At 59.3% G+C, this 24,799-nt stretch carries 18 protein-coding genes; 7 read left to right on the forward strand and 11 right to left on the reverse strand.

The window, feature by feature from the left end:
- Positions 1–65: 65 nt before the first annotated feature.
- On the reverse strand, positions 66–7,313 hold the full coding sequence (locus ASD52_RS27285; RefSeq protein WP_057226059.1) for a peroxidase family protein: 7,248 nt from the start codon (positions 7,311–7,313) through the stop codon (positions 66–68).
- A 425-nt stretch (positions 7,314–7,738) separates the two neighbouring features.
- On the opposite strand from ASD52_RS27285, the gene ASD52_RS27290 reads away from it, so the two are divergent.
- Together ASD52_RS27290 and ASD52_RS27295 are read left to right on the forward strand one after the other, a co-directional pair.
- Positions 7,739–8,401 carry a response regulator transcription factor gene (locus ASD52_RS27290; RefSeq protein WP_057226061.1) on the forward strand — a complete coding sequence of 221 codons (663 nt, stop codon included), beginning with the start codon at positions 7,739–7,741 and terminating at the stop codon, positions 8,399–8,401.
- Between the two features lie 268 nt (positions 8,402–8,669).
- Positions 8,670–9,083, forward strand: a complete 414-nt coding sequence (locus ASD52_RS27295) for a helix-turn-helix transcriptional regulator (RefSeq protein WP_057226063.1) — start codon at positions 8,670–8,672, stop codon at positions 9,081–9,083.
- Between the two features lie 215 nt (positions 9,084–9,298).
- On the opposite strand, the gene ASD52_RS27300 is transcribed toward ASD52_RS27295, so the two are convergent.
- On the reverse strand, positions 9,299–9,799 hold the full coding sequence (locus tag ASD52_RS27300; protein ID WP_200954096.1) for a dihydrofolate reductase family protein: 501 nt from the start codon (positions 9,797–9,799) through the stop codon (positions 9,299–9,301).
- Between the two features lie 271 nt (positions 9,800–10,070).
- Entirely contained in the window at positions 10,071–10,757 is a 687-nt protein-coding gene (locus ASD52_RS27305; RefSeq protein ID WP_057226065.1) for a TetR/AcrR family transcriptional regulator, read from the reverse strand.
- A 163-nt stretch (positions 10,758–10,920) separates the two neighbouring features.
- Between ASD52_RS27305 and ASD52_RS27310 the strand changes: the two genes are divergently transcribed.
- From ASD52_RS27310 to ASD52_RS27320, 3 genes are read left to right on the forward strand one after another with little or no spacing between them, the layout of a single operon-like run.
- Entirely contained in the window at positions 10,921–11,910 is a 990-nt protein-coding gene (locus ASD52_RS27310; protein WP_244497531.1) for an efflux RND transporter periplasmic adaptor subunit, read from the forward strand.
- 7 nt (positions 11,911–11,917) lie between these two features.
- Positions 11,918–13,159 carry an ABC transporter permease gene (locus ASD52_RS27315; RefSeq protein ID WP_057226069.1) on the forward strand — a complete coding sequence of 414 codons (1,242 nt, stop codon included), beginning with the start codon at positions 11,918–11,920 and terminating at the stop codon, positions 13,157–13,159.
- A complete protein-coding gene (locus ASD52_RS27320; protein ID WP_057226071.1) occupies positions 13,156–13,827 on the forward strand; it encodes an ABC transporter ATP-binding protein in 672 nt (223 codons plus the stop codon). Before ASD52_RS27315 ends, ASD52_RS27320 begins: the two co-directional genes overlap by 4 nt.
- Before the next feature lie 212 nt (positions 13,828–14,039).
- Here ASD52_RS27320 and ASD52_RS27325 read toward each other — a convergent pair whose 3' ends face one another.
- The 4 genes from ASD52_RS27325 to ASD52_RS27340 all read right to left on the reverse strand — a co-directional run bounded on the left by ASD52_RS27325 (position 14,040) and on the right by ASD52_RS27340 (position 18,213).
- On the reverse strand, positions 14,040–14,843 hold the full coding sequence (locus ASD52_RS27325; RefSeq protein WP_057226072.1) for a hypothetical protein: 804 nt from the start codon (positions 14,841–14,843) through the stop codon (positions 14,040–14,042).
- Positions 14,844–15,000: 157 nt separating this feature from the next.
- Entirely contained in the window at positions 15,001–15,792 is a 792-nt protein-coding gene (locus ASD52_RS27330; protein ID WP_057226074.1) for a hypothetical protein, read from the reverse strand.
- A gap of 300 nt (positions 15,793–16,092) precedes the next feature.
- Entirely contained in the window at positions 16,093–17,526 is a 1,434-nt protein-coding gene (locus tag ASD52_RS27335; RefSeq protein ID WP_057226076.1) for a DUF1254 domain-containing protein, read from the reverse strand.
- 165 nt (positions 17,527–17,691) lie between these two features.
- A complete protein-coding gene (locus tag ASD52_RS27340) occupies positions 17,692–18,213 on the reverse strand; it encodes a hypothetical protein (protein WP_063978360.1) in 522 nt (173 codons plus the stop codon).
- Between the two features lie 140 nt (positions 18,214–18,353).
- Between ASD52_RS27340 and ASD52_RS27345 the strand changes: the two genes are divergently transcribed.
- On the forward strand, positions 18,354–19,364 hold the full coding sequence (locus tag ASD52_RS27345; RefSeq protein ID WP_057226078.1) for an AraC family transcriptional regulator: 1,011 nt from the start codon (positions 18,354–18,356) through the stop codon (positions 19,362–19,364).
- A gap of 58 nt (positions 19,365–19,422) precedes the next feature.
- Here ASD52_RS27345 and ASD52_RS27350 read toward each other — a convergent pair whose 3' ends face one another.
- From ASD52_RS27350 to ASD52_RS27365, 4 genes are all read right to left on the reverse strand, one after another.
- Complete coding sequence (locus ASD52_RS27350) at positions 19,423–19,875, reverse strand: DUF2721 domain-containing protein (RefSeq protein ID WP_025430469.1); 453 nt, start codon at positions 19,873–19,875, stop codon at positions 19,423–19,425.
- Between the two features lie 112 nt (positions 19,876–19,987).
- Entirely contained in the window at positions 19,988–22,021 is a 2,034-nt protein-coding gene (locus tag ASD52_RS40810; RefSeq protein ID WP_057226080.1) for a mechanosensitive ion channel domain-containing protein, read from the reverse strand.
- A gap of 365 nt (positions 22,022–22,386) precedes the next feature.
- A complete protein-coding gene (locus ASD52_RS27360; protein ID WP_057206957.1) occupies positions 22,387–22,713 on the reverse strand; it encodes a hypothetical protein in 327 nt (108 codons plus the stop codon).
- Positions 22,710–23,510, reverse strand: coding sequence for a DUF2092 domain-containing protein (locus ASD52_RS27365; RefSeq protein ID WP_082571888.1), 801 nt, complete (start codon positions 23,508–23,510; stop codon positions 22,710–22,712). The genes ASD52_RS27360 and ASD52_RS27365 overlap by 4 nt, the downstream gene beginning before the upstream one ends.
- Positions 23,511–23,712: 202 nt before the next feature.
- Here ASD52_RS27365 and ASD52_RS27370 point away from each other — a divergent pair, with 202 nt between their 5' ends.
- Positions 23,713–24,648: an AraC family transcriptional regulator gene (locus tag ASD52_RS27370; RefSeq protein WP_244497524.1), complete on the forward strand. Its 936-nt coding sequence runs from the start codon at positions 23,713–23,715 to the stop codon at positions 24,646–24,648.
- The last annotated feature ends 151 nt before the right edge of the window (positions 24,649–24,799 follow it).

The following is a 24,799-nucleotide window of genomic DNA, read 5'->3' on the forward strand; positions in this document are numbered from 1 at the left end:
CTCACCAATCCGCGTTTGATGGAGTAAGCCGGCGCGCCCTTGGTCGGCGCGCCGGAAAACGCTGGTTACAAGTTGAAGTCAGAACCGGTGAGGTTGTGGTTCCCCTTGATGTTCAGGCGGAACTCTGCGGCTCCGTCACTGTCGACGCTACCCGAGACGACGGTGTAATCGCCATCGGCCCTGGTTTCATGGGTCACGGCGAGTTGTGCCGGGCCACTCAGGCTCGATCCCGAGACCAGGGTGAAGGACTGGTTTCCCGCCACCCCGTTATTGGCATCGGTGCCGCTGAGATCGATCTTGTCACCGGCCTGGAAGCTGGTGATCGTATCGCCATCAGCATTGGCTTCGGACTGGAACCGGAACGTATCGTTGCCGGCTCCGCCTTCGATGACGTTGACGAAGGCATTGGCGACAATCGTGTCATTGCCCGAGCCGGTCACGACATTTTCGATCCCCCACAGGGTATCCTGCCCGGTCTGACTGCTGGACACGCTCCCCTGGTTCATGAACCCGGAGCCGATATCAACGGTCAGATTGGCGGTTATGGCCGACATGTCCAAAGTGTCGTTGCCGGCATCGCCGTAGTAGATGTCGTCACCATCATCCTTGGCGGCGACAATGATATCGTCGCCGGATCCCCCGGATACGAAGTCGCTGCCGGCACCGGTCTGGATCATGTCATTGCCGGCATCGGCAAAGATACGGTCCGATCCGGCATCGCCGTAGAGCATGTCGTTGCCCTCACCGCCGAGAATGTCGTCGTTGCCATCGCCGCCGAAGACCAGGTCGTTGCCGCCACCGGACGTGATGAAGTCGTTGCCGTCATCACCTCTGATGACGTCTGCACCCTCGCCACCGATGACGGTGTCATTGCCCCCAAGGGCAACGATCGTTTCGGCATTTGCCGTACCAAGCAGGACGTCTGCACTGGCTGTGCCGGCGATCGGCGATCCAGCGGACGGAGCAGGAGTGTTCGGCGTTTCACCGGTATCGTCGTCCGTCCCGGTAATCTGCGGTCCGCCGCCTTCGTATTTCTTGAACGTGACGGAGTTCGTGCCGTTGCTGACCGTGACGTTGCCGTTAGCCTCGGTGGTCACGAAGTCCGTCAGCGTGCCCCCGATCTCGATCACGTCCTGGGGACGCAGTTGGCCGACAAGCGTGTCGTTACCGCCATTGGACCTGAAGACGATCCGATGCTCGGAGCTGAGCCCAGTTATGTCGACCGTGTCGTCGCCGGTGTTGCCGTCGATGGTGATCGTGCTGAAGTTGAGGCTTGTGAACGGCGCATTGAAATCGCCGAACACCTGGATCGTGTCACCAACGATGGGGCCGCCGCCGTCAGGCTGGTTCGGGTTGTTGCCGTTGTTCGCGGTCGTATTGAAGGCGTTGACCGTGATTTCTTCGATGTTGTCCAGTTCGGCGATAACAGTGGTGTTCAGCCCGACTGTACGGGTGATGATGATCTCGGTATTCGCACCGGTGACAGGAACCCCTGCGGCAATGGCAGCTGCCTTTGCATAGATACGGAACGTTTCTGCCTCACCATTGCCAGTGAGCTGGAAGGTGTCGGTGCCGGCGTCGCCATCAACACGATCAAACCCTTCGGTGGAACTCATGTTGATGAAGTCGTTGCCGGTACCTGCGTCGATGATGTCATTGCCGGTGCCGCCGTTGATCGTGTCTCCACCGTCGCCGGCATCGATGTTGTCATTGCCGCCGCCGCCGGTGATCGTCGTTCCCGCGGTATTGCCGATGATGATTTCAGCAGCCGCGCCGCCGGTGATGTTGCCGATCACGCGGTTGATGTTGACCTGGGCCGTATCCGTCAGGCCGCCGTCGGTTGCGGTGTAGACGAACGAGCCGCCTGCGCCGCCTGTGTCATTGAGGGTAAGGACGCCCGCCCCGATCACCGGAGTAGTGACGCCATCCGGGCTGCTGACGGCTGTGATCGTAAGGGCACCGCCTTCCGGGTCGGTATCGTTGGCGAGCAGGGCCGCGTGCGATATCGTGAAGTTCACCCCTTGCGCGACGTTGGTGATGACGGTGTCGGTGTTGACGGACGGAGCATCGTTGATGGCGTTCACGGTCACGGTCGTGGTCGCGATTGCGCTGGTCAAAAGCCCGTCATTGACGGTGACCTGAATGCTGCGGGCGGCCGTGCTCGGGTTCTCCGAGGTGTTGGCGTAGCGCACCTGCTGGATCGCCGTGCGATAGTTTGCAATCGAGGTTGTGCCGGAGAGCGTCAGGGTAATCTGACCTGCAACGGAATTGTCTACCGCTGCGGTAATGCCTCCCGGCAAGCCGCCCTGCACCGTCAGGGCATCGCCGGCGCTGGCATTGGTTAGAACCACCCGGGCAGAAGCCAGGGACGTACCATCGTCGGTAATGACAGGGCCAAGCGCAATGGCAACGGCAGGGGCATTTTCGGTATAGCTGGTCTGGTAGTTATTGCCGGGCGCGCCAGGCACAGGCGTGATGGTATCGACCTCGGTCTGGATATTGACGTTGTCGATGTAGAGGTTTTCACCGCCGTCGAAAGTCCCCGCCGCTCTGAAGCGGATTTGAGTATTCGCGCCGATCAAGCCTTGGGGGATTGGTGCCGTGAAGACGTTCGTTTGATTGCCGCCGACGGTTCCAAGCGAAGTCCAGCCGCCGTTGGTTGTGTTACGAACTTCGACCACGACATTCTCGCCGAAATCCAGTTCGTCTGCGACGTAGTTGAAGCTTAGCGTCGCCCTGGTAATGCCTGTCAAATTGACAGCACGCGCAAGGGTCTCATTGCCATCGGTGCCTTCGATGAATTGCAGTCTGCCAGCGGCGAGACTGACACTGACATCACCCCCTGTGGCGCCGCCGGTATCGTTATCTTCGACCCATGGGCCTCCCCAGTTCGAAGCGCCGTTGTTATTCGTATAGGTGGCTGCGGTGAACGTATCGCGATAGGCCTGCGCGACTGTCGCTGTCGCCGTGGAGGTCGAGGGGCCATGCAGATCCAGCGTCGGCGCCTGCAGTGAGATATCCTGGTCGGTGAAATCCAGGATTTCGACGTTGCGGATGGTGTCCGTGCCGTCGGTCGCCAAGCCACCGACATGGGCCACCGTGACCGTACCGTCGACATTAAAGTCAATGTCGTATTCCGCACGGGCACCCGAGAAGACCGCCCTGTCGATATCTGCAATCCCATCGCTATCAGGTTGGTCGTTGCTATCGCGGATGGTTCGCACGATTGCCAGCTGGCCCGGATTGATGGTGCCGTTGAACATGGCGGCGGCGAGCGTCGTCATGCTGTTGTGCAGTACAGGCGTGCCCGTATGTTCAGGATCGTTGGCGGCATAGACGCCGATCTGTACGTCGAGCCATTTGTCGCCGTCGATGATGTCGTCACCGGCGTTGCCGATAATACGGTCGCTGCCGTCGCCGCCGAGGATAATGTCTCCGCCGTCGAAGGAGGTGACGCCGGCGCCAAGCAGCGCCTGCAGGCCATTGACAAGCGCAATGCCTTCAGCGTCGAGCACGCTACCGCGATACCCTGTGGTCCCGCCTTGGGTCAGAGGCGCCCTATCGGCCGCCACGTCTTCGGTGCCGGCCAACACGTCATTGAACCTCGTCCCGGAGAGACCTTCCATGGATTCGTATTCATCGAGTGCAGCGTTCTCCGGCAACACCGGAGCTTCGTCGAACACGATCGGGATTGACAGGTCGGCGTTCACTCCGCGCGCGTTGTCCTTGTAGGTCGCCCAGTCGAAGCCGGACATGCCCACCATTTTTCCGCGGCCGGCGCTGCCGACCATGATGTCGTCGCCACCCTCGCCGATGAACTCGTCAAAGCCGCCATCGCCGAGGAACACGTCATGTCCGTCAACGCCGTCATGGGCAAAGACTTCATCGAAGTTATCGCCAGGCGCACCGTCAAATGTACCGGTTTCGATCCAGTCGTTGCCTTCGTTGCCGAGGATGCGTTCGGCGTTCTTGTTGCCGTAGATGAAGTCGTTGCCGGTTCCGGCGAAGACCTCCGATCCCATGTCGGTGCCGAGGAAGATGAAGTCCTGGCCGTCATTGCCCATGACCAGGTCGAGTCCGGGTCCTGCATGGACGACGTCATTGCCCGCGCCAGCCTTGATGTTGTCGTCACCGCCGGAGTCGACGATGATATCGTCGCCTGCGCCGGCATTGATGATATCGTTGCCGAACCCACCTTCCAGCCGGTCATTGCCGCCGTCGCCATAAAGGGTGTCGTCACCGATCCCGGCGATCAGGATATCGTTCTGCTCGGTGCCGCCAAGGACCACGTGGTCGCCGCCGGTATATTTGAGATAGTTGGTATCCGCGCCCGGTGTCGCCGGGTTGTTGCGTTGGACGAGTGGTGTGAGAATACCACCGCCGAGGGGGTCATTGCCCAGATTGTCGGCACTTTCGTCGACGCCGGTCCCGGGATTGTCATCCATGATGCCGTCTGCGCCGGCCGTCTCGCCGAGACCGGGATTATACTGCTTGGTCCGGTCGATCTCGAGAATGAGGCCGGGTGTCGAGAAGACGTCGGACGGCAGGTGCGTCGCGTCGGTATTGCGCATGATCATGGCTGCGAAGGAGTTGTTCTCCATCTCGCCAAAGAGGTGCAGGCCGTCGAGACGCTGCAGGTAATAGAAGCGGTCGCCGCTCTGCAGTTTTTCCATCTGGGTTTCGAAGACGAAGTTGAAGGTCGAGCCGAGCATGCCGCCGAAGGGCATGATCTGTTCGGCAAGGCCGCCGATCCATAGATCGACATCGTTGAGACCGCCAAGCGATCCTCCGGCAAAGGCGCCGGTGGCATTGAGAAAGTCCTCGGCGTTCGCCTGTACCGCCAGTCCGCCGAAGGACTGGTTGAAGATCAGGGTCATCGCGGCGTCGCGCTTGCCTTCGATCGTCGTCTGGCCGGTGATCAGCGGATGCGTGCCGTAGGCGGCGATGAAGTTGATGATCGAGGCTTCGTGTTTGAGATGGCTAGCGAAGTCGACCCAGCTCTCATAGGGCTTGAGCAGGGCATCCTGGTTGGTCGCCGCATAGAACTGAGCGCGCGCTTCATTCAAGGTCGGCACACCCGTGTCACGACCGCGAGCCAGGTTGATGGTCGCCAGATCGAGCGGCAGGCCCAAGAGATTGTTGCGAAGCGCGCTCGTCACGAACTCGTCGATCTCGTTGCCCACCTGCCGGGTCATGCCACGGATAATGGCGCCGGCGGCGACATCGGCATCAACCACACCGGCCGTACCATTGTTCTTGAACTGGATCGGATTGAGAAAGCCCTCGATCAAGCCGATATGGTCGGCATTGAAGCTTTCGTCGAAGCGGTCGATGGACTCAGTCAGCATCGAGTGACCGAAGCGATAGACCACGTGAGCGAACTCCGCCACGATCGACGGGTCGATGGTGACGTCGAAACCGTCCGGCACCAGGAACACGTTGATATTGGGCTGGATCTTGCGTGCAAATTCTTCAAAAACAAGATGCTGATACTGCATTTCGGTGCCGAACTTGGCAGCCTGGAACAGGCGTTCGCCGTCCCAGATGAGCCCAGTTGCGCTTGCCGGAACTTCCGTGACATCGACAGCCAGCCATTCGTTCAGAAATGCAACGGCCTCCGCTTGCGAAGCACCATTGGTGAGCATGTCAGCAGCGTCCGCCCACACCACGTCCTTGGTGTGCTGCACCAGGCGATTGTGTTCGGAGTGGAAGACGTGGTGGACGGCCGTCAGACCGATATTCTCGTTTGCACGGCCGTCACCGGCGATAAAGTGGGCGTCAAGCAACTCGTTGTCATACTGGCCATCGGTCGGCGTTTGGTCCGGATTGCCGAGCCCGATTTCTAGATCGCCGTCGGCAAGACCCGTGGGGACCGCATTGTGCGCGATGTCGGCCAGGAAAGCGTGACCGGTCCGCACGGCCAGATGCTGTACATCGGGAAGCGTATCGGCGTCGGGACCGTCTGCGACAAGATTAAACAGGCTGAGTGGAGCGGTTGGCGTGCCCGATTGCAGTGACTGCGGTGGCCCGGCCATGACAACCTGCGGGAAGCCCGTTGTCGGGTTGGGGATGAAGTTGCCATAGGCGTCGGTCGCCAGTAGCGGCAGGTTGCCGACATGAAAGTCGGTCAATTCGATGCCGAGGATCGTTCTTGCCTGGGCCTTGACGTCGGCCCAGGTGGCCATCCCGCCATTGACGCCTTCAATCAGCCGTCCGGTTGCAACCGGAACGCCATCCGCATTGAGCACATATTGGCGCAGGAATACCTGATGGGAGGGATGCGAGGTATAGGTCTGGTTCTGGTCGACGAATGAGGTCGTGTTGTTGACCGGACGGTCCGTATCGTCTGCGGTCCCCATCACACCATCGGCGCCCGGCCCGGCCAAAGTCGCGCGGGTCAGCACCATGAAGTTGGTCGTGCCCCCTGGCACATAAAGCGGGTCGTCGGGCATCAGCGGTATGAACACGGTGCCGTTGCCGCCCTTGGCGACAAGATCGAGCCCATGGTCGAAGAACTGGCCAAAGAGCGTGAACCAGGAATTGAATGAGGCAGACAAGCCTTCGTCCGGCGCCAGGTTGGTGATTTTGACGTTCGCGCCTTCAAGTTCGATGCCGTTGTCTGTGAGAAGTGTCATCAGACCATCGTCGACAGCATCAAGTGCTGCGCGTGCCGCGTCCAGTTCCGCAAGCGCATCGGCTGCCGCCTGTTGCAAGGCTGCGTTGCCGGGACTGGCCGATGCCGCCGCCGCCGCTTCCGCATATTCGCGCTCTTCGGTCGCGACAGCTCTGAACTGCGGGATCAGCGGTGCATAGGCCGCCGAAATCGCTGCCGTGACGGCCATCTGCTGTTCCGGGGGAACGATGCCTGCCCTCTGCAGGCCGGTCAAAATTGCCGACGGATTGCCAAGTGTCTGGTCGACGAGCAGGTTGGAAATAGTACGCACATAGGGGTCGAACACGTCACCGGGGCCAGCTGTTCCGGGGCCGTCATTGTCGATGCCTGGCTGGTAGGTGACGGGGACCATCGGTGCCGGACCGGGACCGTCGGGGTCGACCATGATCGTGCGGAAATCGGTACCCAAAGGCTCTGGGAATTCATTGTCGGCCGCACCCCATTCCGGGTGAAGCGGGTTGTTATAAGTGCCGTCAACCGTTCGCAGGCCCCAAGAAACATTGTAGCTTGGAACCGAACCGTTCGGGCCGAACAGCGACTTGCCCTGAGTGCCACCCGACTGCTCGAAGAGCGCGTGATCCTCTGCGATTTTGATCTGCTTCAAGATGAAATCGAGGTCAGAACGAATATAGGCAACCATTTCTACTCTCCCCTTGAAGCCGGCAAACGCGGCTTGGCGTGACCGGTGAAATATTATTGATGACGTCGATCGTCCCGCTGCGCGGGGTGTTGCCCGCACATCGTCGACAGAAACATTCGTTTTATCTAATTTGCTAATAATCAACTGGTCCGATGCCTCTTGGCCAGTTGCCTAAGTCCAGTCATTTTTCAGACTTTGGTGCCTAGTGCGCGCATGACATTGGTCGCCTAACCCCCGGGACCAAGGTCTTAATCACAGGACGCAGCATCGCCGTTGTTCCGGAGGTCAAACGGTTCAGGCGATGGTTTGCCCAACAGACGGCTCCAGACCGTTGGGGCACTACAGATTTAGGCTTACCTACATAAGCGCATGGACAGGAAATGGGCGCAGGCGTATATCTCCCGTCAGAGGGTGGGAGACCAAATATGAGATCAATTGCGCTGGCTCTGGCCGATGATCATCCATTGATGCTCGCGGGTCTTGTAGATCTGTTTAGATCCAAAGAGGAGTTTGTAGTCGTCGCTACTGGGTCTTCCGCCGAAGAAGTACTTGAGATCGGGTTACAAACAGCACCGGATGTTTTCATCGTCGACATTATGATGCCTGGCAACATCTTCAATACTATCCTGGACCTGATGAAACGGGGTTGCAGGACGAGGTTCCTGGCGTTCAGCGCCATGTCGAAATCTGACATCGCAGTCAATGCGCTCAAGGCCGGCGCCAGTGGCTACGTCGTCAAGGGGACCAGTCCACAGGAGCTCATTGATGCGGTTAAGGCCGTTCAACGAGGTGAAATCTTCATAAGCCGGGATCTCGCCTGCAAGTTGATTGAACACCACAGAATGGCGTCGCTCCGTGCCGCAGCCGGGCCACCCGTCAAGTTCAGCCTCAGGGAAGGCCAAATCATCGCAATGCTGACGCGGGGATGCACCAACCGCCAGATCGCCGTGGAATTGAAGATTGGCGAAAAAACCGTTAAGAATCATATGACTGCGCTCATGCAAAAGTTAAATGTCCGCAATCGCCTCGAAGTGCTGATTGCGACACAGAAACTTGATCGGGACGAGCTGTCCGCTCCACGCCACTGATGGTGATATCACAAAGCCTTGCCTGATCTGATACGCGCCTGCCATTAACGGCCTCAATTAATAGCTGTATTTCGAAACGTTTCTGAGGCGCTAACTCGCTCTATCTCTCCAACGGATTCACCTGATCCGGAAAGACACCACGCTCACCGATTGCGCGCGCTGGAATCGTCGGGTCTCACTCCGCCCTACCACTATTGACGAATGCCCAGTCAGAGCAGCTCACCGCATATCGCACACAGCAGCCGATCGTTTGAGGATTGTACCGCAAATGGACGAATTGCAGAGAATTGTGCGCAACAGCACGCTCAATTCAGACATTCGTCGCTGGAGGTGCAGTGCCATGCCAACACGCGTCAACACAACAGCTGCGCTTGCGGAAGAACTTGGCGAACGCCTACGGGCCGTGCGGCTTGATCACCGGTTCTCGCGGGATAGGCTTGCCGCCGCGCTTGGCGTCACGCTCCACCAAGTCCAAAAATATGAGAATGGCAAGAGCAATATCTCCGTGCCGATGCTTATTCTCATGTGCGAGGCGCTCGGCGCTCATCCTATGGAGTTGATCGGCACGATGGTTGAGGCTCGCGTGACCGTTTGCAAGACACCGGATATCGCGCACGAGCGTCTCGTCATGGCCCAGCTGAAACTCGAGGAGATCTGCAGGGAGATCGCCGCAGGGACGTGATCGGTCATATCGTCGGCCTGCTCACCGCCGCGACGGCTCAAAATGATAGTTGAACATGGTTCGTTCAGCGTTCGCATCTCGGCCAGAAACTTGGCCGGCGATCTCTCGGACCTTGGCGAAGAGTTCTACATGATCGAGGCGCTGAGCGTCGATCTCATCTAACTGCCGACCCTCGACTACGACTTCGTGACAGCACCCCAGCAAGGTGAAGATGTCTACTTCTTTGCTTCCGTCGATTCCATCGTGGCCGTTCGATACTGCGGACGTCCGGTGGGACGGTAGGCTTGGATAATCACCCCGCCGGCGGTGGACCGTGATGCGACCAGCTCGAGTGCCTTATCCGGGCCCGTCTCGCGAAAGAGCCGCATACCCTGGCGGAGGATCAGCGGGTAGGTAAAAAGGTTGATCTCATCGACCAGGTCGTTGTCGAGCAACCAGCGGATGAGCGTGGTGCCGCCATGTACTTGCAACTCGCCGCCCGGCTTGGCTTTCAGGTCTCGGATCGCGGTCACGAGGTCGCCCGAAAGGACAGTGGTATTCGCCCATTTCGGGTTCCTGAGCGTATTCGATGCCACGTATTTGGGCCGCGCGTTCAAGGCGAGTGCGACAGGGTTGTCACGCGGGATTTCTTTGACCGCTCCCCAGGAGCCGGCAAAGACCTCGTACGTCCATCTGCCGAACAGAAACGCGTCGGCACGCGCGTAGATCTTGCCCAATGCGGCCCCCGCCTCTTCGTCGAAGAGCGGCGCAATCCATCCGCCGCGCTCGAAGCCACCGCGACAGTCCTCGTCGAGCCGAGCCCTTGGATGACTCCATCAAGGGAGACATTCGTCATGGTAATCAATTTCATGATCGTCGTTTCCTTCCGGTTGGTCACCGCACGCGCCTTCACTGCATAGACGAACGGCTGATCCGGAATTCGACAAACCATTCAAGAAATCTTTTCGGCCGCCGTCAATCTTGCCCGCATACCGCCAGGCCGACGTGTCAGGCTTGTAGGAAGGTGCGCGCAAAGCCGGGTTCCGTTACCTCGATCGACCCCTCCGGAAGCTTCAAAAACCGCTCGATCGCGGTGCCATAGGTTCGCATCCAGCTGTCCAGCATCGCCGCTGCCCCGTCGAGGTCACCGGCCTCCGAAAGTTGCAACGCCTTGTGCATCATCTTGGCGACGCTCAATCGCAATTGCAGAAGCATCATCGCGGCAGTTTCCGGATCAGGTGCGTCCAGCGCTCCCTGTGCATGACCGCGCCGCAGTATCTCCGTGATAATTGGCAGACTGGCTGCCTGGAGAGCCTCGTCGATGCGGTGATACAGCACGACGTTTTCCGGCTTGAACAGGGCGTTGAAGGTATTCTTCAGCTGCGGCGCCATTTCAAGTTTTAGTCGCCGCGAGCCGGCGAAAAGCGCATTCAACTGTCCAACGGCGTCAAGCGAAGGGTCTTCGGCGAGGGGCTGCAGTTCCTCGAGATTCCTCTTAGCCAGTCGGGTCGCGACCGCCTCGAGGAGCGCCTCCTTCGAAACGAAGTAGTGATAGAAAGCACCCTTCGAGACATTGGCCTCACGGATGACGTCGTTGACCGTCGTATCCTCGTATCCATGCTGAAAGAACAGCCGTTCGGCGCAATCGATCAGCTCCTTCGATCGGACCTCGGGCGATTTCTTTATTCTAGCCATAAGTGCTCCGAGAACTGCGCCTTAGCACGGTTTGCAATGTGTTCGACGAGGCCCACGATAGGCAAGGTGTGTTCACCCTTGAAACAAACCGACCGTCGGTCTATTTTTACTGCATCGAATGGAAGGTTTCAAGGAGCGTTTCGTGCGGCTAGCTCGTTATGCCATCGCAGCTGCCACCGTCGTCGGCATCGGCGTGGTGGTCTCCTGGTATTTGTTTCGTCCAGTTCCCGTCTCCGTTGTTGCCCCCAAGCGTGGCGATGCGGCAGAGATCGTATACGCGGACGGAGTCGTGGAGCCGCGCACCTGGGCGAAGGTCACGCCGACCGTGGCCGAGCGGATCGTCGAACAATGCGACTGTGAAGGCGAACGCGTCGCCAAGGGACAGGTGCTCGCCCGCCTCGACGACACGGAGGCGCGCGCAGCGCTCAGCGAACTCCAGGCGCGCCTGACGCTGGCGCAGGAAGAATATCGGCGTAAGCTGACGCTGGCCGAAAAGCGCACGATCAGCGAACAGGAGGTCGACCAAGCGCGCAGCGAACTGGGCCAGCTCGAAGCTTTGGTGGCGGGTCGTCAGGCGCGGCTTGCGACCTACGTATTGCGAGCACCGAGCAACGGCCAGGTGCTGCGGCAGGATGGCGAGATCGGCGAAGTCGCCGGACTCGGCACGGTGCTCTTTTGGGTCGGCGAACCGAAACCGCTGATCATCACGGCCGACGTCAACGAAGAGGACATTTCGCGCGTCGACGTCGGGCAGCGGGCGCTATTGAGATCGGATGCTTTTCCCGATCGCAAGCTCGAGGCGACCGTCGACAGCATCACGCCAAAAGGCGACCCGGTGACAAAGACCTATCGTGTCCGCTTCCGCCTGCCCGACGACACGCCGCTGCGCATCGGCATGTCGACGGACGTCAACGTCATCGTGCGGGTATCGCATGGCGCCTTGATCATTCCAACCGTAGCTCTGGAAGGGACAAAGGTCGCCGTTCTCGACGGCGGGCGTATCAAGATACAAGCCCTGAAGACGGGCATACGTGGCGCCGAAGGCGTCGAGATCCTGTCGGGTCTCGAAGACGACGCCCGTATCGTCTCGCCGTTCCCGACCGACCTTGCCGACGGTGCTCGCGTCAAGGCCGCGGCCGAGCCGGAGAAATGAGTTCGCCATGCGCCTCATCCTCGACATCGCGCTGACCCACATTTCCGGCCGGGGACGGCAGACGGTCGTCGCCATGCTGGGAGTTGCCGTTGGCGTCGGCTTTTCCATTGCCATGGCGGCCCTGATGCAGGGCGGCCAGGATGATTTCGTCCGTCAGCTCGTCGACACCATGCCGCATGTGCAGGTGACCGACGAGCAGCGCACGGCCCGGCGGCAACCGGCAGAGGACCAGTTCGATGCCGCCGCCATTTTCGGGCTCAGGCCGCGAGAGGACCGCCGCGGCATCATCAACCCAACCGCAGCCCTCGCCTGGCTCAACGCCTGGATCCCGGGGCGCATTGCAGCGACGCTGAATGCACAAGGGGTCATTCGCTATTCCGGCCAGGAGGTCGGCGCTGCAGTCCTCGGTATCGACCCGCAAGCTGAGCCCCGCGTCTCTCCGATCATCGAGGATTTCAAGGCGGGAAGCTTCGCGACCCTCGCCGCCGGCGGCAACAACGTGGTCATCGGCGACACCATGGCCTCACGGCTCGGCGCTGGCCTCGGCGATACGATTACCGCGGTCTCGTCGGAAGGGCTTAGCCGCCGCTTCAAAATCGTCGGGCTGTTCCATACGGGAACCACCGCGCGTGACGAAGGAGAAGCCTACGTGCTGCAGAAAAACGCACAAATCCTCTCAGCGCGGCCGAATGCGATCAACCAGATCAATATCAAACTCGACGACCCGAACGCCGCGCCCGCGGTGGCGCGCCGCGTCGAAGCGGAGCTTGGCTACAAGGCGATTGCCTGGCAGGAGGCGAACGAGTCGATCCTGGAAGCGCTCGTCGTTCGCAATGTCATCATGTACACCGTCGTCGCCGCGATCATGTTGGTTGCAGGTTTCGGCATCTTCAACATCATCTCTACGATCACGCACGAAAAGGCGCGAGACATCGCCATCATGAAGTCGTTGGGTTTCACCGAGTCCGACATGCGCATTCTCTTTGTGCTCGAAGGTGTGGCCATCGCCACGGCCGGCACGCTGCTCGGCTGGGCGCTCGGCTTTGCGATGGTTTATGCGCTTTCCCTGGTGCGCTTCGAGATATCCGCAACCGGGCAAGAAATGACCCGGCTGCCGATCGCCTGGAGCATGCTTCACTATCTCATCGCCGCCGCCTTCGCACTCGGCTCGGCCGCCGTAGCCGGCTACCTGCCCGCAAGGCGCGCGGCCCGCGCAAATCCGGTCGACATCATCAGGGGCGCGACATGAGTTCACTCATCGAAGCCAAGGATCTCACGCGCATCCTCCAGGAAACGGTGCCGGTCACACTGGTCAAGGAGGTGACAGCGACGATCGCCGAACGGGAATTCGTCGCGGTCACCGGCCCGTCCGGCTCTGGCAAGTCGTCGCTTCTCTATCTGCTTGGCTTGCTCGATCGGCCGACCAGCGGCACGCTGATGATCCGCGGCCGGGACACCGATCTCATGGATGAACAGGAGCGGGCCGCCACGCGCCTTGAGAATATCGGCTTCGTCTTCCAGTTTCACTTCCTGCTGCCGGAGTTCACTGCGCGCGAGAACGTCGAGATCCCGATGCGCAAGCTTGGCCGTCTCGCCCGAGCTGAGATGCGCCAAAGAGCAAGCGATTTGCTCGACGCACTGGGCCTTTCCGATCATCTCGACAAGCGTCCCGATCAGCTTTCGGGCGGCCAGCGTCAGCGCGTGGCGGTGGCAAGGGCGCTCGCCAACGATCCACCACTGATCCTCGCCGACGAGCCGACCGGCAGCCTCGATAGCAAGAGCTCTGAACAAGTCTTCACCATCCTGGAAACGCTGGTTCGCAAGCAGGGCAAGACGGTGGTCGCCGTGACGCACGATCTAGACATGGCCGCGCGCATGGACCGGCGCCTCAATCTTGTCGATGGGCGATTGCATTGAGCGATCGCTTCGCCTGACTCGCCGCAACAACCTTTGCCCACCGGATCGAAAGCCGGAGCGCATTTTCAAGCCGAGATTGCGAAAGTTGGTTGTCCGAGTTCCAGCGACAAGTTCCACTCAGCGCCTGCAACCAAACAGTATATGCCAGAACATGCCGAGACCACCGGCTTCCCGGCGCCGGATAGATTCATCGCCAAAACGGGCCCTAATCGTCACTTCGGGAACAGGAACGTTACTGCCGCTCTGAAACCCCATCCTTGCGGCCCGTTTTCAGGTGCCTGTGCCCAGTACCGCGCACCCGCTGTGAAGCTCACGGGCTGCTCACCGAATTTCACCAACTTTGACACCTGAAAATTGACCGGAACCGACCACTCGTCCTGGATCCAGTCGTACGTGCTTTCAGTATTCAGCGAATAAGTCCATGCATCGGGCGTAGTATAGGAAACGAAAGGCTGCAGATACGTCGAACTGACATCCTCCCGGTCACTCTGGCCGGCGAAAGACCAGATGTGGTTTGCCAGTATCCCGTATGTCCAAGGTCCTTCCTGTTTCAAGGCGACAGCCGTAGGACCAGCTCCCCATTTTCCACTCCCAAGTAGCTCATCGGTCGCTGTTGGGATCAGGAAGACCGGCCCAGCGCCCCAAATGATCCCGCCTGGGCCAGGTTGCTTGGGGGAAACGAAAAGGCTCTGAGTGATATCGCCGAGACCGAACTGGTGGCCGGATTGCCCGGCTATGTCATTTTGCGAGATCACCGGCAAGATTGTGCGCGAGATGATGTTCCAGTCTTCGTTTAGCGAAATTGGGATGACTGGTTGGATGTTGAGGACTTCGCGGTTGCCATTCTCCGGGCCGTAACCGCGATCATAGTTGAACTGAAAGGGCACGCTGATGAGCGAAGCAATCGGATTGCTGAGCTTCTTGGCGAGCTCAGCACCGGACTCTTGAGCAGAGGCTGACCCGACGGTGGCCATCAAAGAGACAGTCAAACAAATAATTCTGTAGTGCGGCTTCATAGTGTGACCTCGGCCCCTGGATTCGAAGGTTTTCTGTGCTGCATTGCCTCAAGACGGCAGTGGTGCAGCTCGCGTAACGGCACAGTGAGCGGACCACGATCGGTCCGCTCGTTGTCTATAAACGTCCGCTGAACGTGGCGAACGGCACATCAGCATCCTAAAACCGTACGACCAGGCCGAGGATGGGTCCCTGCTGAACGGTGTCGAACACGAACCCATCATCGCTGTAGTCGACGCCCAAAGCGCGGTAGCCGGCCACTGCCGAAATCGTGTCGCTAAACCGGTAGCCAATCGTCGCAGCGACGTCCCAGTCGAGATCGGCACCACCTGCCCCAATGAACCCCCACCCTGTCAGATAGATTTCGGGAGTGAGCGAATAGGTGCCGCGAAGGCCGGCTAAACCGTCCACCCACGTTGCACCATCGCTTCTGGAACGCCCATCGAGAATGCCACCGCTGAACGAAAGCTCGCTTTCGACGGACCAGACGCGCAGACCGCCGACGATTTCGAGCCGCGCGCTGTTGTCCTCAAAAACCGAATACCCCGCACCAAGCATTCCGACGAAGGTCTCGGATTTGAGCTCGGCGTCTGTGGCAAGGATGCCTCTTGGCGTACCGGCCTGCCCCGAAATCTTGGTATACATGACATCGCCGAAGATGCTGTAAGGTCCATTACGGGCCTCGCCCATCGCCATGGCGCCGAAATCGAGGTGATCGAAGATGTCGCTGAAACTGGCGTCGACGTCCACGGCAGGCAAGCCGAATTGCCCGAGTTCCCCCGACAAACCAGCTGCCCAGAAATAAGGCGCAAAAGTAAAGGTCCAGCCACTCTCCGTGGTCGTCTGCCGAGCCTCTGGCGTCATCGGCGAATAGATGTCCGCAGCCATTGCTCCATTACTAACGAGACATGTTCCGATCGCCGCCAGAGCGCGAAGTAGGTATAATTTCATGCTAGCCCCTAATAGCGGCCGCCGATGCGGCCAAACTCGATTTGCGTCCGCGATTCAGACCCAGACGGAGATCGCTGTTTAACCCGTTGCTGTTTTCGTGAAGGTCGGTCTCGTTCGACACGACGCACGGGCGTCTAATAAGACACGCGGCGCTGTAGAAGGATACTTGGCGCAGCCCAATGGCAAACGCCCAGCGAGAACGCACAGCCTATGCAAATGCCGGCTGCCGCCTACTGTCCTCGGTCAGAGGACCACAAGAAGCAGAGGCGCCAGCCGAGCATCAGCACAATGGGGGGAGAACTATTCGGCCACAGTGATGCCGGGCGGCTGCCACGTCCCTTCGCCCGCCGGCAAGATCGAAGGCGCTTCTGTCTTCGGCCAGTACAGGCGCATCACGAGGTAGATTTTGTCATCCGGCGCCGGAAGCCAATTGGATTCCTTGTCCGCACCGGGGCTGTCCTTTTGGAGGTACAGCGTCAGCGAGCCGTCCGCATCCTTCTTCATCTCCGGCAACATCGGAGAGTTGATCAGGTAGCGATTGATCGGATTCTTGACCAGGAGCTGGCTCTTGCCGTCGTACATGGTAACGGACCAGAACGCATTTACTGGTGGCAACTGGCCAGCCGGGAAGGTCAGCGTGTAGTTGTGCTTGCTGCCGTCGAGCGGCGCACCGGCCGCGTCCGTTCGGGTATAGGGGTACATGGCTTCGACGGCATCATTGCCCAAGAGACCGCCCTTGGCGGCGCCTGCCCGCATCACCCAATCGCCATTGTAAAAGGCCTCGTCGCCAAAGAACGAGCCAACGTTCCAGCCGTTGATGTCCTTATTTCCGCTGGCCAGCCATTTGTCGACTTTGTCATTTCCCTGCTTCATGGCCACCAGGATTTCGGCTTTATGTTCGAGCGATAGTTCCTTGAAGTCGAAGGTCTTGCCGGGACCGATGCCAATCCTCGCAAGTTTCGCGCGAATCTGCTGGTCCCTTGCCGTCTCAGGGACGAACTGCAGGGCTGCGTCGAGATACTGGAAGAAGTTGTCCTTGATCCCGGCGGTGGTGGCAGGAAGGAACTCGATCGTGGCCGCGGCTGGCGGGGCCGGAGTTTTAAGAAAACCAGATAGCGGCTGGGCCTTGTAGCCGGCCTGAATCTTCTCGACGTTCGGCATGTCGTCGGGGTTGAAGAGCTGCGTGCGGATAAGCGCGAGCGTGAACGGCGTCGTCGATTGGAAGACCTCCTTGATCCCCGAGGGCGTTTCACCCTTCCAGTCTGGGCCAACGACCAGATAATCGCCCGGCTCGGTCCCCGTGGCGCGCGTGCCGATGTAGCCGTAATTGTAGGTGTTGCAATCGATCAATTGGACCGAGTAGTAGCGGTCCTTTTCGATCCCCGGCACCGAGATGACCATCGGCTCAGCGCGCAAATCCAGCCAGATGAACGAGTAAGGCGTGTCGCTGTTCGGCGTAATGACTGCCGTGTCAGCCGGGCTGGCGACATGGTGCATGTTGTTGATTTCGTTGAACGGCGCCTTGAATTGCCCCGAGTTTTTGTCAACGGCGAACTCTTGCATAACCGCATAAATCATCACCAGCGGCAGGCCGTAGATGAAGCCTTCCTCGGCGATGTCTTTTGCCTCGATAATGCCCGGGTAGCTTTGCGCCATCAGGAGGCTTGGCCTCGCAATCGCGGCGCTAGCGGCAATCACCGCGGTGGATCGAAGTAAATCTCTCTTCGTCAACATTTACCGTACTCCTTGATTATCGATGAGTTATCGAAACGGCGCGGGCTGTGGAGCAGCTCAGGAACCTTGGACGCAATCGTCCGGTTGCATTGGCTGTTGGTGAGGTATTCGCGAGAGCTGAAGCGGGCTGCAGTCGGGATCACACCCAGCCGCAACCGGCAGGTGCTAGTACAGAAATGCCCGCCGGTAGCCGCGCCTGGCCACGCCCGCATAGGAGAGCGGCGTCAACGGCATGCCGATGATGTCGATGAACACAGAGACCTCGGAGCCCTTCTCCGGCATTTCGCCGCCAACAACCTTGACCGTGTAAGTCAAGTTATCGTCGTTCAGCTCCGGATTCTCCAGGACGACGACGACCTGCTTGAGCTTGTCCCCTTCGAGGATCGACAGGTCGGCATTCGGCGGATCGGAAAGGAAGCTGTCCTTGCCCTTGCTCCAGAACGGCACGAAAGCGGCCGTCTCCATGTTCCCGGCAATGCGCTCGGGGCGGTCAGAGAAAAACAACGTGGCGCCGCCAACACCTTCGAGCGTCAGCTTGCTCGACGCCTTGTCGAATTTCATAGCACTTGCGGTTTGAACGAACAGGAAGTCGGCGACTTCGTCGGTTGCCTGCGCCAGTCGCGGCATGAACGGCACTGTCGTCGCCGCGACAGAGGCTGCCAGCAGTAGGTTCCGTCTGGTTGTCATAGTCGCACCCCTCCTAAAGGTCGCAAGACATGTGGGTCACTACTTGTGCGACCCACATGTTTTACGGCACTAAACAGTATTCGCAATACGAAACCACTCATTTTGCGCCACGGTTGTCTTATTTCTGGAGTGTTGCATACATGGCTGAAATCCCGGTCATTTCCAATCGCATCCTGTCTGGCATGCCGGCCTTCATACGGCGTGAAATGGGGCAAAAGGCGCTGCTGCAGGCCAATCGTGCCATCGGCTTCGATCTCGAACTGACCGAGGGAGAGAACTGCTTCATCCCGCACGCGGCGGTAATCGGCTTCGTCGAAGCGGCTGCACGCGTCGCCGGTGAGGCCAACTTCGGAATTCTGATCACGCCGATGATGAACGTCGCCAACTATGGCAGCTTCGGACACTATGTGTTTGGCGCCGACACCCTGGGGCAGGCCATCGAGCGCAGCATTGCTGGCCTTCGTTATCATAGTACGGTTGATAGGATGTCAGTCGCAGTGGTTGGCGACGAGGTACGGTACAGCTATGTGTTCGCTTTGGCCGGCCACTCAGGATATGCCAGTATTGTCTGTGCCGCCGCGGGTGTCCTGCTCAGCCTCTTCAAGGCTTATCTGCCCCCTGACTGGCGACCGCTGCGCGTCGAGCTTGACACCGACAGACCGCGCCAGACAGGCCTTATTGAAGACGTCTTCCAGTGTCCGGTTCTTTTCAACGCACCCGCGACGAGCATCGTCACGGATCGCCATCATCTTTCCGCTGCTCCGAGGCCCGCTTCCTGGCCAATGGTCACCATCGAGGATGTGGCGCGAGACCGGCGAGGCGGCGCTCCACGGGATCTGCTCGAAGTCATCATGGAGCAGGTCCGGGTCCAAGTTCTCACCGGCAGCGTGTCGATCGATGGTGCCGCTCAATCGTTGGACACCAGCGTCCGGACCCTGCAACGGGAGCTGAACAGGGCCGGCACCGATTTTCGCGGGCTGGCGGGCGCCGCAAGGGTTCAGCGAGCCATTGAACTGCTGTGGCACACGAACGGCTCGATCACGCGCGTGTCGGCGGAGTTGGGGTATTCGTCTCCAGCCAATTTCGCCCGGGCCTTCCGAAAGGCAACCGGCAACGGACCGCGGGAGTTTCGCTCGAATATCTCGCGTTGAAGGTACGGCCGTTGGCCGTTCAGCAGCGCGAACGGCGACCAAGATGAGAAGTACCTGGTCAGTCTTGCTCCATGGGAAATTGGTCCATTCGTATTTGCCGCAACAAATTCCGTCCGGCGATCAGCAATTCAGACAAGAATGCGACAAGCGATCCGATGAGCGAGACTATGGCACCACCAAAAAACCAGAAGAGATTTTCTTGGCGCAGTCCGATGGCAAGTGCACCAGCAAGTAGATTTAGGATTGCGCCGCCCGTGCAAATGCCGGCCATTACCCCAAGCACGACCGCAACTTCCAGAGCAAGTGCCCTTCGCCGCAGATACGCGAGCTGCATGCGAAACAATTTGCCCTGCTTACCCCTTTCCGCGACCTCGTTCAGCCGGTCCGATACTCTCCCGAGGCGAGTGGTGTAGATACTGACAAAGCCTGCGGTACCAGCCAACAAAAACACCGGCGCAAGGGATGTTTGTATGACAGAGGCAAGGTCGTTGACGATCGGCGGTGTGTCCATAATTCCTCTTAGTGCATTTCCAGGAAAAGCGCGAAGCGGTTTTCCGTCGGTAAATGCGCAAAAACAAAGAGATAGAGCGTTTCCCGGCGCTCCGTTTAAACCGGAAACGCTCTTAAGAAGCTGGCCCATTCGGTCCCGGTGGAGCAGTGGTGCCTTGAAGTTGCCGCGTGGCGTGAGCCGCAGCAGCTGAACCTTTGTCATCTCCGCTCACCTGGACGACAGGCTGAGCGAAATCGATCCCGTTGTCGCCAAACACCTGCATGAGCATCGTATATGCCTTGCGGCGGATCGCGGTTTGATCGCCAGGCTTACAGGTGAAGCCAACGCCGAGTTCGATGCCGTACTCGCCAATTTGCTCGACGCCCTTGAGCTTGAGTGGCTCGATGAATGACGAGCCGAGCTCCGGATCGGCCTGCAATTCCCCGCCGATTGCCTTGATGAGCTTGCGGACCTTGTCAAGATCGGTTTTGAAGGGGACACGGATGCGGAACTTATCAACCGACCAGTCACGGCTCAAGTTCTTGATGGCGCCAAGCGAACCGAAGGGCACCGTGAATATCGGTCCGCGATGGTGCCGCAGCCGGACCGATCGCAAACTGAAGGACTCGACTGTGCCTGTGTAACTTCCCGCCTCAATATACTCCCCGACGCGGAACGCATCGTCTAAAAGATAAAAAACACCGCTGACGATGTCCTTGACGAGCGTCTGTGAGCCGAACCCGATGGCCACGCCGACCACGCCCGCACCGGCGATGAGCGGGCCTATCTGAACCCCCATCTGCGAGAGAACCGTAAGCGCGGCCACACTAAGAAGCCCCGCGGCCAACGCGTTGCGGAATACAGGCAGCAAGGTGCGAAGCCGGCCTTGGCGGGCGATCTCATTCGGTGTGAGTGCTCTTCCATCGCCAACGCGGCCGAGCTGACGGGCAATGTAAGCATTCCCCAACTGCCAAACGAGGTCGATGACCAGCAAGATGACGACGCTGTTGAAGGCGCCGGTTATGATTGTCTTGGCGAGCGCCAGCTGACCGGTAATGGGCTGGAAATTGTGACGCCAAACGAATGCGATCCAATCCACTGCGATGATGATGATGATCGCTCGCGCGCCTCGTACAAGCAGCACTGTCTTCGGATCTGCCGCATCACCGTCATTCCAGCGTGAAGCCGCAAACGCGTGGGTCAACTTGTCAGCGATTGACAGGACACGGGGCACAACGACAAACATAATGCCGAGCCAAAATAGCGCCAGGAAACCACCGCACCAGAGCAGCCAGAGCGTTACGGCGCCGGCAATGCCGGTTGTCCGAGGCACGCGTTGGCCCAAAAGCTGTGCATCATCGCTGGAGCGGTTGCGGCCGATAGCTTCGATCGCGATCAGAAGAAGCAGGCCCGAAAATCCAATGGCAATCAAGGAACAGACGTCCTCGGCAACGGCGAGCCGCTCGCATATGGCCGAGAATGCCATCGCCGCTGCTAGCACCGCGACGAACAGCCGGACACGGGGGTATGCCTTAGCCATCGGCACGGAAACGGTCATCGCCAGCCGGCAGAGCGCCAGCACGCTTCGGTAGGCGACTGTCGCGACGAGCGAATAAAGCACGACCGCACGCATGAGTGGCGGCCAAGGAAAGATGAGAAAGACGAAGGCAACCGTCGCCGTGAAAATCAAGAGTGGCGCAAACTCCGTCTGCAGCTGCGACAAGAGTTGATTGGGCAAGGTCACGGCTGGCACTGAACGACGAAGGAACCATTCCGTGCCAAAGCCAATGCCCGCGATGATGCCAATCATCAGGATCCCGGGGGCAAATCCACTATCGTGCGCCTCTTGCCGGACCGACGAGGCTGCGCGGTAGAGTTCGCTGCCTACACGTGGCACGGCAGACAAAAGGACGTTGAGGCGGGTACGCGAGCGGGCCTCTAAGTCGTCGATGACCCGCGCTACCTCGGCCGCCCCTTTTTCGGGAACTGCTGCTTGCCTTTGCGCCAGCCATGTCTTCACGTCCGCGTCTTCGAGAAGACGCAGCAGCTCGGCCACCTTTGGCGGTTCTGCTGTGCTCGTTGCCGGCGCCTGCGCCTGCGCGTGCGACAGGGAAACAACCGACAGGCAGATGAGCAGGCTCAGTAACAGGAAGCGAATGATGAACATGTAACCCCGTCGCAGCCACCGCGCTGACCGTTCTCAAATACGGCGGTAAATAACCCCGAACTGATGCTGATCCGACAGAATCAGTCGGATCAGCTTGGCAGGCGGAACCAACCGGAAAACACCTTTGTTGCGATCAGTCCATCGAAAATATTCTGTATTCACTCGGCCAGCCCGACTTCACCTGGCTTCCAGGACTTATCGAACCACGGCTCGAGCGGCCTGCAGGCGCAGAAGGAAATTCCACCCTTTGCAGGCAACTGGCCGTGCCCAGTCGGCGCTACTGTCGCTCGGAACATCGCGGGCGACGCACGAAGTGGGAAAAAGGGTGAAGATTTAAATCGAACTGGTGCAAACAAGCTCTGGCATCAGTCGATGTAGACCACGACGTAGCGCCCACCATAGGGCTGGTAATAGACCCCGCCGCAGCGCCAGATCACAACGCCGTTGACACTGGTCCTGACACAGCCGGTGGGCAGCGCGGCGACGTAGACAGTGGAGCGGCGGATTACGCGGCGGGTGGTGCGACGCGCAACACCGGCAACGCTGCCCGGGGTCGCGGGGTGCCCAACGACCGCCTGGGCCTCCGATACGAACGAGCCGAACGGCATCGGTACAAGATGGTCGCCGACGAGCAGGGCGAGGCCGACGACTGTGGCGCAAAGGATCTTTCCGTACATCTTGCGCATCTTCATTCTCCCACCTCCAGCGATATGTCGCCGGTGACGTCTGCATGTATCTGTTCGAGTTTCCTGGCGTTCGCCGGCGGCGTGAATTTAAACTGAGCGCCGCCGATGGCGCCTGCCTTCCAGTCGCTGAGCCTGAGCGAGTATTCCGGCGCTCCGGTTACCCATTTGGTCGTGATGACATATTTGAGCGGCAACGGCTTGTTGCCCTTGCTGACCCAGATCTGCCAGTCGACGATATCTGTTCTGAAGGCGAGGTGATCGCACTCGACCCCACCAATGAATGCCGACCCCACGTGAGTACCCTTGGTAACCCCGTCTGTAAGGACGGTATAGGGGTCGCTTGCGAGCAGATCGGCTCCCGGTGCATCGAGACCGGTAGCGGCGCGAAGTTCGTCTGCTGCCTCCTCAACACTTGGTCCCGGACTTTGCAGCTGCGCGTAGACGTTCATGCCTTTGCTGTGGAGCGAGATCGTGCTGCCGTCGAACACTACCTCCGCATCGGCGAATGGCCCTTGCCGCGTCAACAGGAAACCCTTGGTGCGATCGAGCGCAATGGTACCCGATGCGCTGTACTGGATCTTCTGCCCCTCAAGGTCGACGATTTCCTGGTCTGCGTCATAGGTGACGCTAAGAGACGGCATCGATTTGAGATGGTCGCTCATCGCAGCGAGAATCTTGGCCGCTTCTGGTTCTATCGCGTCCTGGGCCGAAGCGGACCACGCCGCCGCACAGGCGGTGGCCGCTATGACCAACGTGTATGGGCGCCAGGTTGCACCCGGCCATTTCATTTTCAATTTTCTCATCCGCTATCCTCAGACCTCGCTCCTCCGACTTGGCACGTCCACCAACGGCCGTTTCGGTCTTGCTTCCAAAACGCCTTCCGACCGAAAGCATTCCAAATCAATAATATACTGCTATAGTGACGCCTCTTACGTCTTGCCTTTTCACGCCAATTTAGCGTTGTGAGTGTTGAATACTGCACCTTCGATCAGGATCAGGACGTTCTTGGCCATCGCGCCGTATCTGGCGAAGCACGATGTCTCGGCGATTGAGTTCTGCAAACGGCTCGGCATTTCGCCAAACGTGTTCCAGAATGCCGATGGCTGGCTTGCGCGCGCCCAGTGCTTTCGTTTGGGCAATGAAGTAGCGGCTGTCGCGGGGGACCCGTTCGCTGGCGCGCATATCGGCTCCTCGACCGACCTTCGTGAGTTCGGCGGGTGGGGACAGTCCGTTCTGGCAGCAAGGGACGTCGCCCACGCTTGCGCGCTCGCGTCCGCCAATGTGTCCGCGATCCACCGCGGTTCAGATGTACGCTTCCTGGTGGAGGGCAAAACCGCGCGAATCGTCTTTCGCTTCACAGATCGTTGCGAGTTCGATCCCAGGCAATTCATCTTCGGCAGTCTCGCGGTTTTGCGAAAAGTGCCGCTTTTGGCGGGAGAAGCGTCCGGAATAAAGGTTCGACTGACCGCGACAAAAACACGAGGGGCCGAGGCACTCGAAGAGTGCTGGGGTCCCAATATCGAATTGGGGTGCGAGCACGACATGATCGAAATCGATCGCGAGTTGCTCGACCTGCCTCTCAAAAGGCACGAAACTGGACCATCAAAGGCGACGACCGCCCTGACCTCGACGGTGGAGGTGGCACGATTGCTAAGCGACAAGCTCTTTCATGAACGGGAGCTTAGCTTGAAAGCGGTGGCAGCAAGAGTTGGGATGTCCGCCCGCACCCTACAGAGGCGCCTGAAATACTGCGGCGTCGAGTTCGAGGAGCTGCTTGATGAGACGCGGCGAAGCGAGGCTATCCGGCTGATCCGCGAAGGAGGCTACAGCATGACCGAGATCGCCTATAGGGTAGGTTACAGCGATCCCGCTCATTTCACCCGCGCGTTTAGACGTTGGACAGGGATGGCGCCATCTCGATTTCCTCCAGACCATCAATGAGATAGATAAAGGGGAAGTCGTGCAAACACTGGCTTCCCTCCTTGCATGATTTTTTGATGGACTTAGGCGTGATCCCTCGGGATGCGAGCCACGACGCTCCTCCAGAGGACGAGCAGGGCGACACCTCGCTTCTTGAGCTCGACAGCAAGAT

Source organism: Ensifer sp. Root142 (assembly GCF_001426785.1).
GTDB lineage: Bacteria > Pseudomonadota > Alphaproteobacteria > Rhizobiales > Rhizobiaceae > Ensifer > Ensifer canadensis.

What these genes read in the sequence shown, in the direction of transcription:
- ASD52_RS27325 (WP_057226072.1), bottom strand. Translation starts at nt 14,843, where the DNA reads ATGAAGCCGCACTACAGAATTATTTGTTTGACTGTCTCTTTGATGGCC.
- ASD52_RS40810 (WP_057226080.1), bottom strand. Translation starts at nt 22,021, where the DNA reads ATGTTCATCATTCGCTTCCTGTTACTGAGCCTGCTCATCTGCCTGTCG.
- ASD52_RS27340 (WP_063978360.1), bottom strand. Translation starts at nt 18,213, where the DNA reads ATGACAACCAGACGGAACCTACTGCTGGCAGCCTCTGTCGCGGCGACG.
- ASD52_RS27315 (WP_057226069.1), top strand. Translation starts at nt 11,918, where the DNA reads ATGCGCCTCATCCTCGACATCGCGCTGACCCACATTTCCGGCCGGGGA.
- ASD52_RS27305 (WP_057226065.1), bottom strand. Translation starts at nt 10,757, where the DNA reads ATGGCTAGAATAAAGAAATCGCCCGAGGTCCGATCGAAGGAGCTGATC.
- ASD52_RS27295 (WP_057226063.1), top strand. Translation starts at nt 8,670, where the DNA reads ATGGACGAATTGCAGAGAATTGTGCGCAACAGCACGCTCAATTCAGAC.
- ASD52_RS27320 (WP_057226071.1), top strand. Translation starts at nt 13,156, where the DNA reads ATGAGTTCACTCATCGAAGCCAAGGATCTCACGCGCATCCTCCAGGAA.
- ASD52_RS27360 (WP_057206957.1), bottom strand. Translation starts at nt 22,713, where the DNA reads ATGAAGATGCGCAAGATGTACGGAAAGATCCTTTGCGCCACAGTCGTC.
- ASD52_RS27350 (WP_025430469.1), bottom strand. Translation starts at nt 19,875, where the DNA reads ATGGACACACCGCCGATCGTCAACGACCTTGCCTCTGTCATACAAACA.
- ASD52_RS27345 (WP_057226078.1), top strand. Translation starts at nt 18,354, where the DNA reads ATGGCTGAAATCCCGGTCATTTCCAATCGCATCCTGTCTGGCATGCCG.
- ASD52_RS27335 (WP_057226076.1), bottom strand. Translation starts at nt 17,526, where the DNA reads ATGTTGACGAAGAGAGATTTACTTCGATCCACCGCGGTGATTGCCGCT.
- ASD52_RS27330 (WP_057226074.1), bottom strand. Translation starts at nt 15,792, where the DNA reads ATGAAATTATACCTACTTCGCGCTCTGGCGGCGATCGGAACATGTCTC.
- ASD52_RS27290 (WP_057226061.1), top strand. Translation starts at nt 7,739, where the DNA reads ATGAGATCAATTGCGCTGGCTCTGGCCGATGATCATCCATTGATGCTC.
- ASD52_RS27365 (WP_082571888.1), bottom strand. Translation starts at nt 23,510, where the DNA reads ATGAGAAAATTGAAAATGAAATGGCCGGGTGCAACCTGGCGCCCATAC.
- ASD52_RS27285 (WP_057226059.1), bottom strand. Translation starts at nt 7,313, where the DNA reads ATGGTTGCCTATATTCGTTCTGACCTCGATTTCATCTTGAAGCAGATC.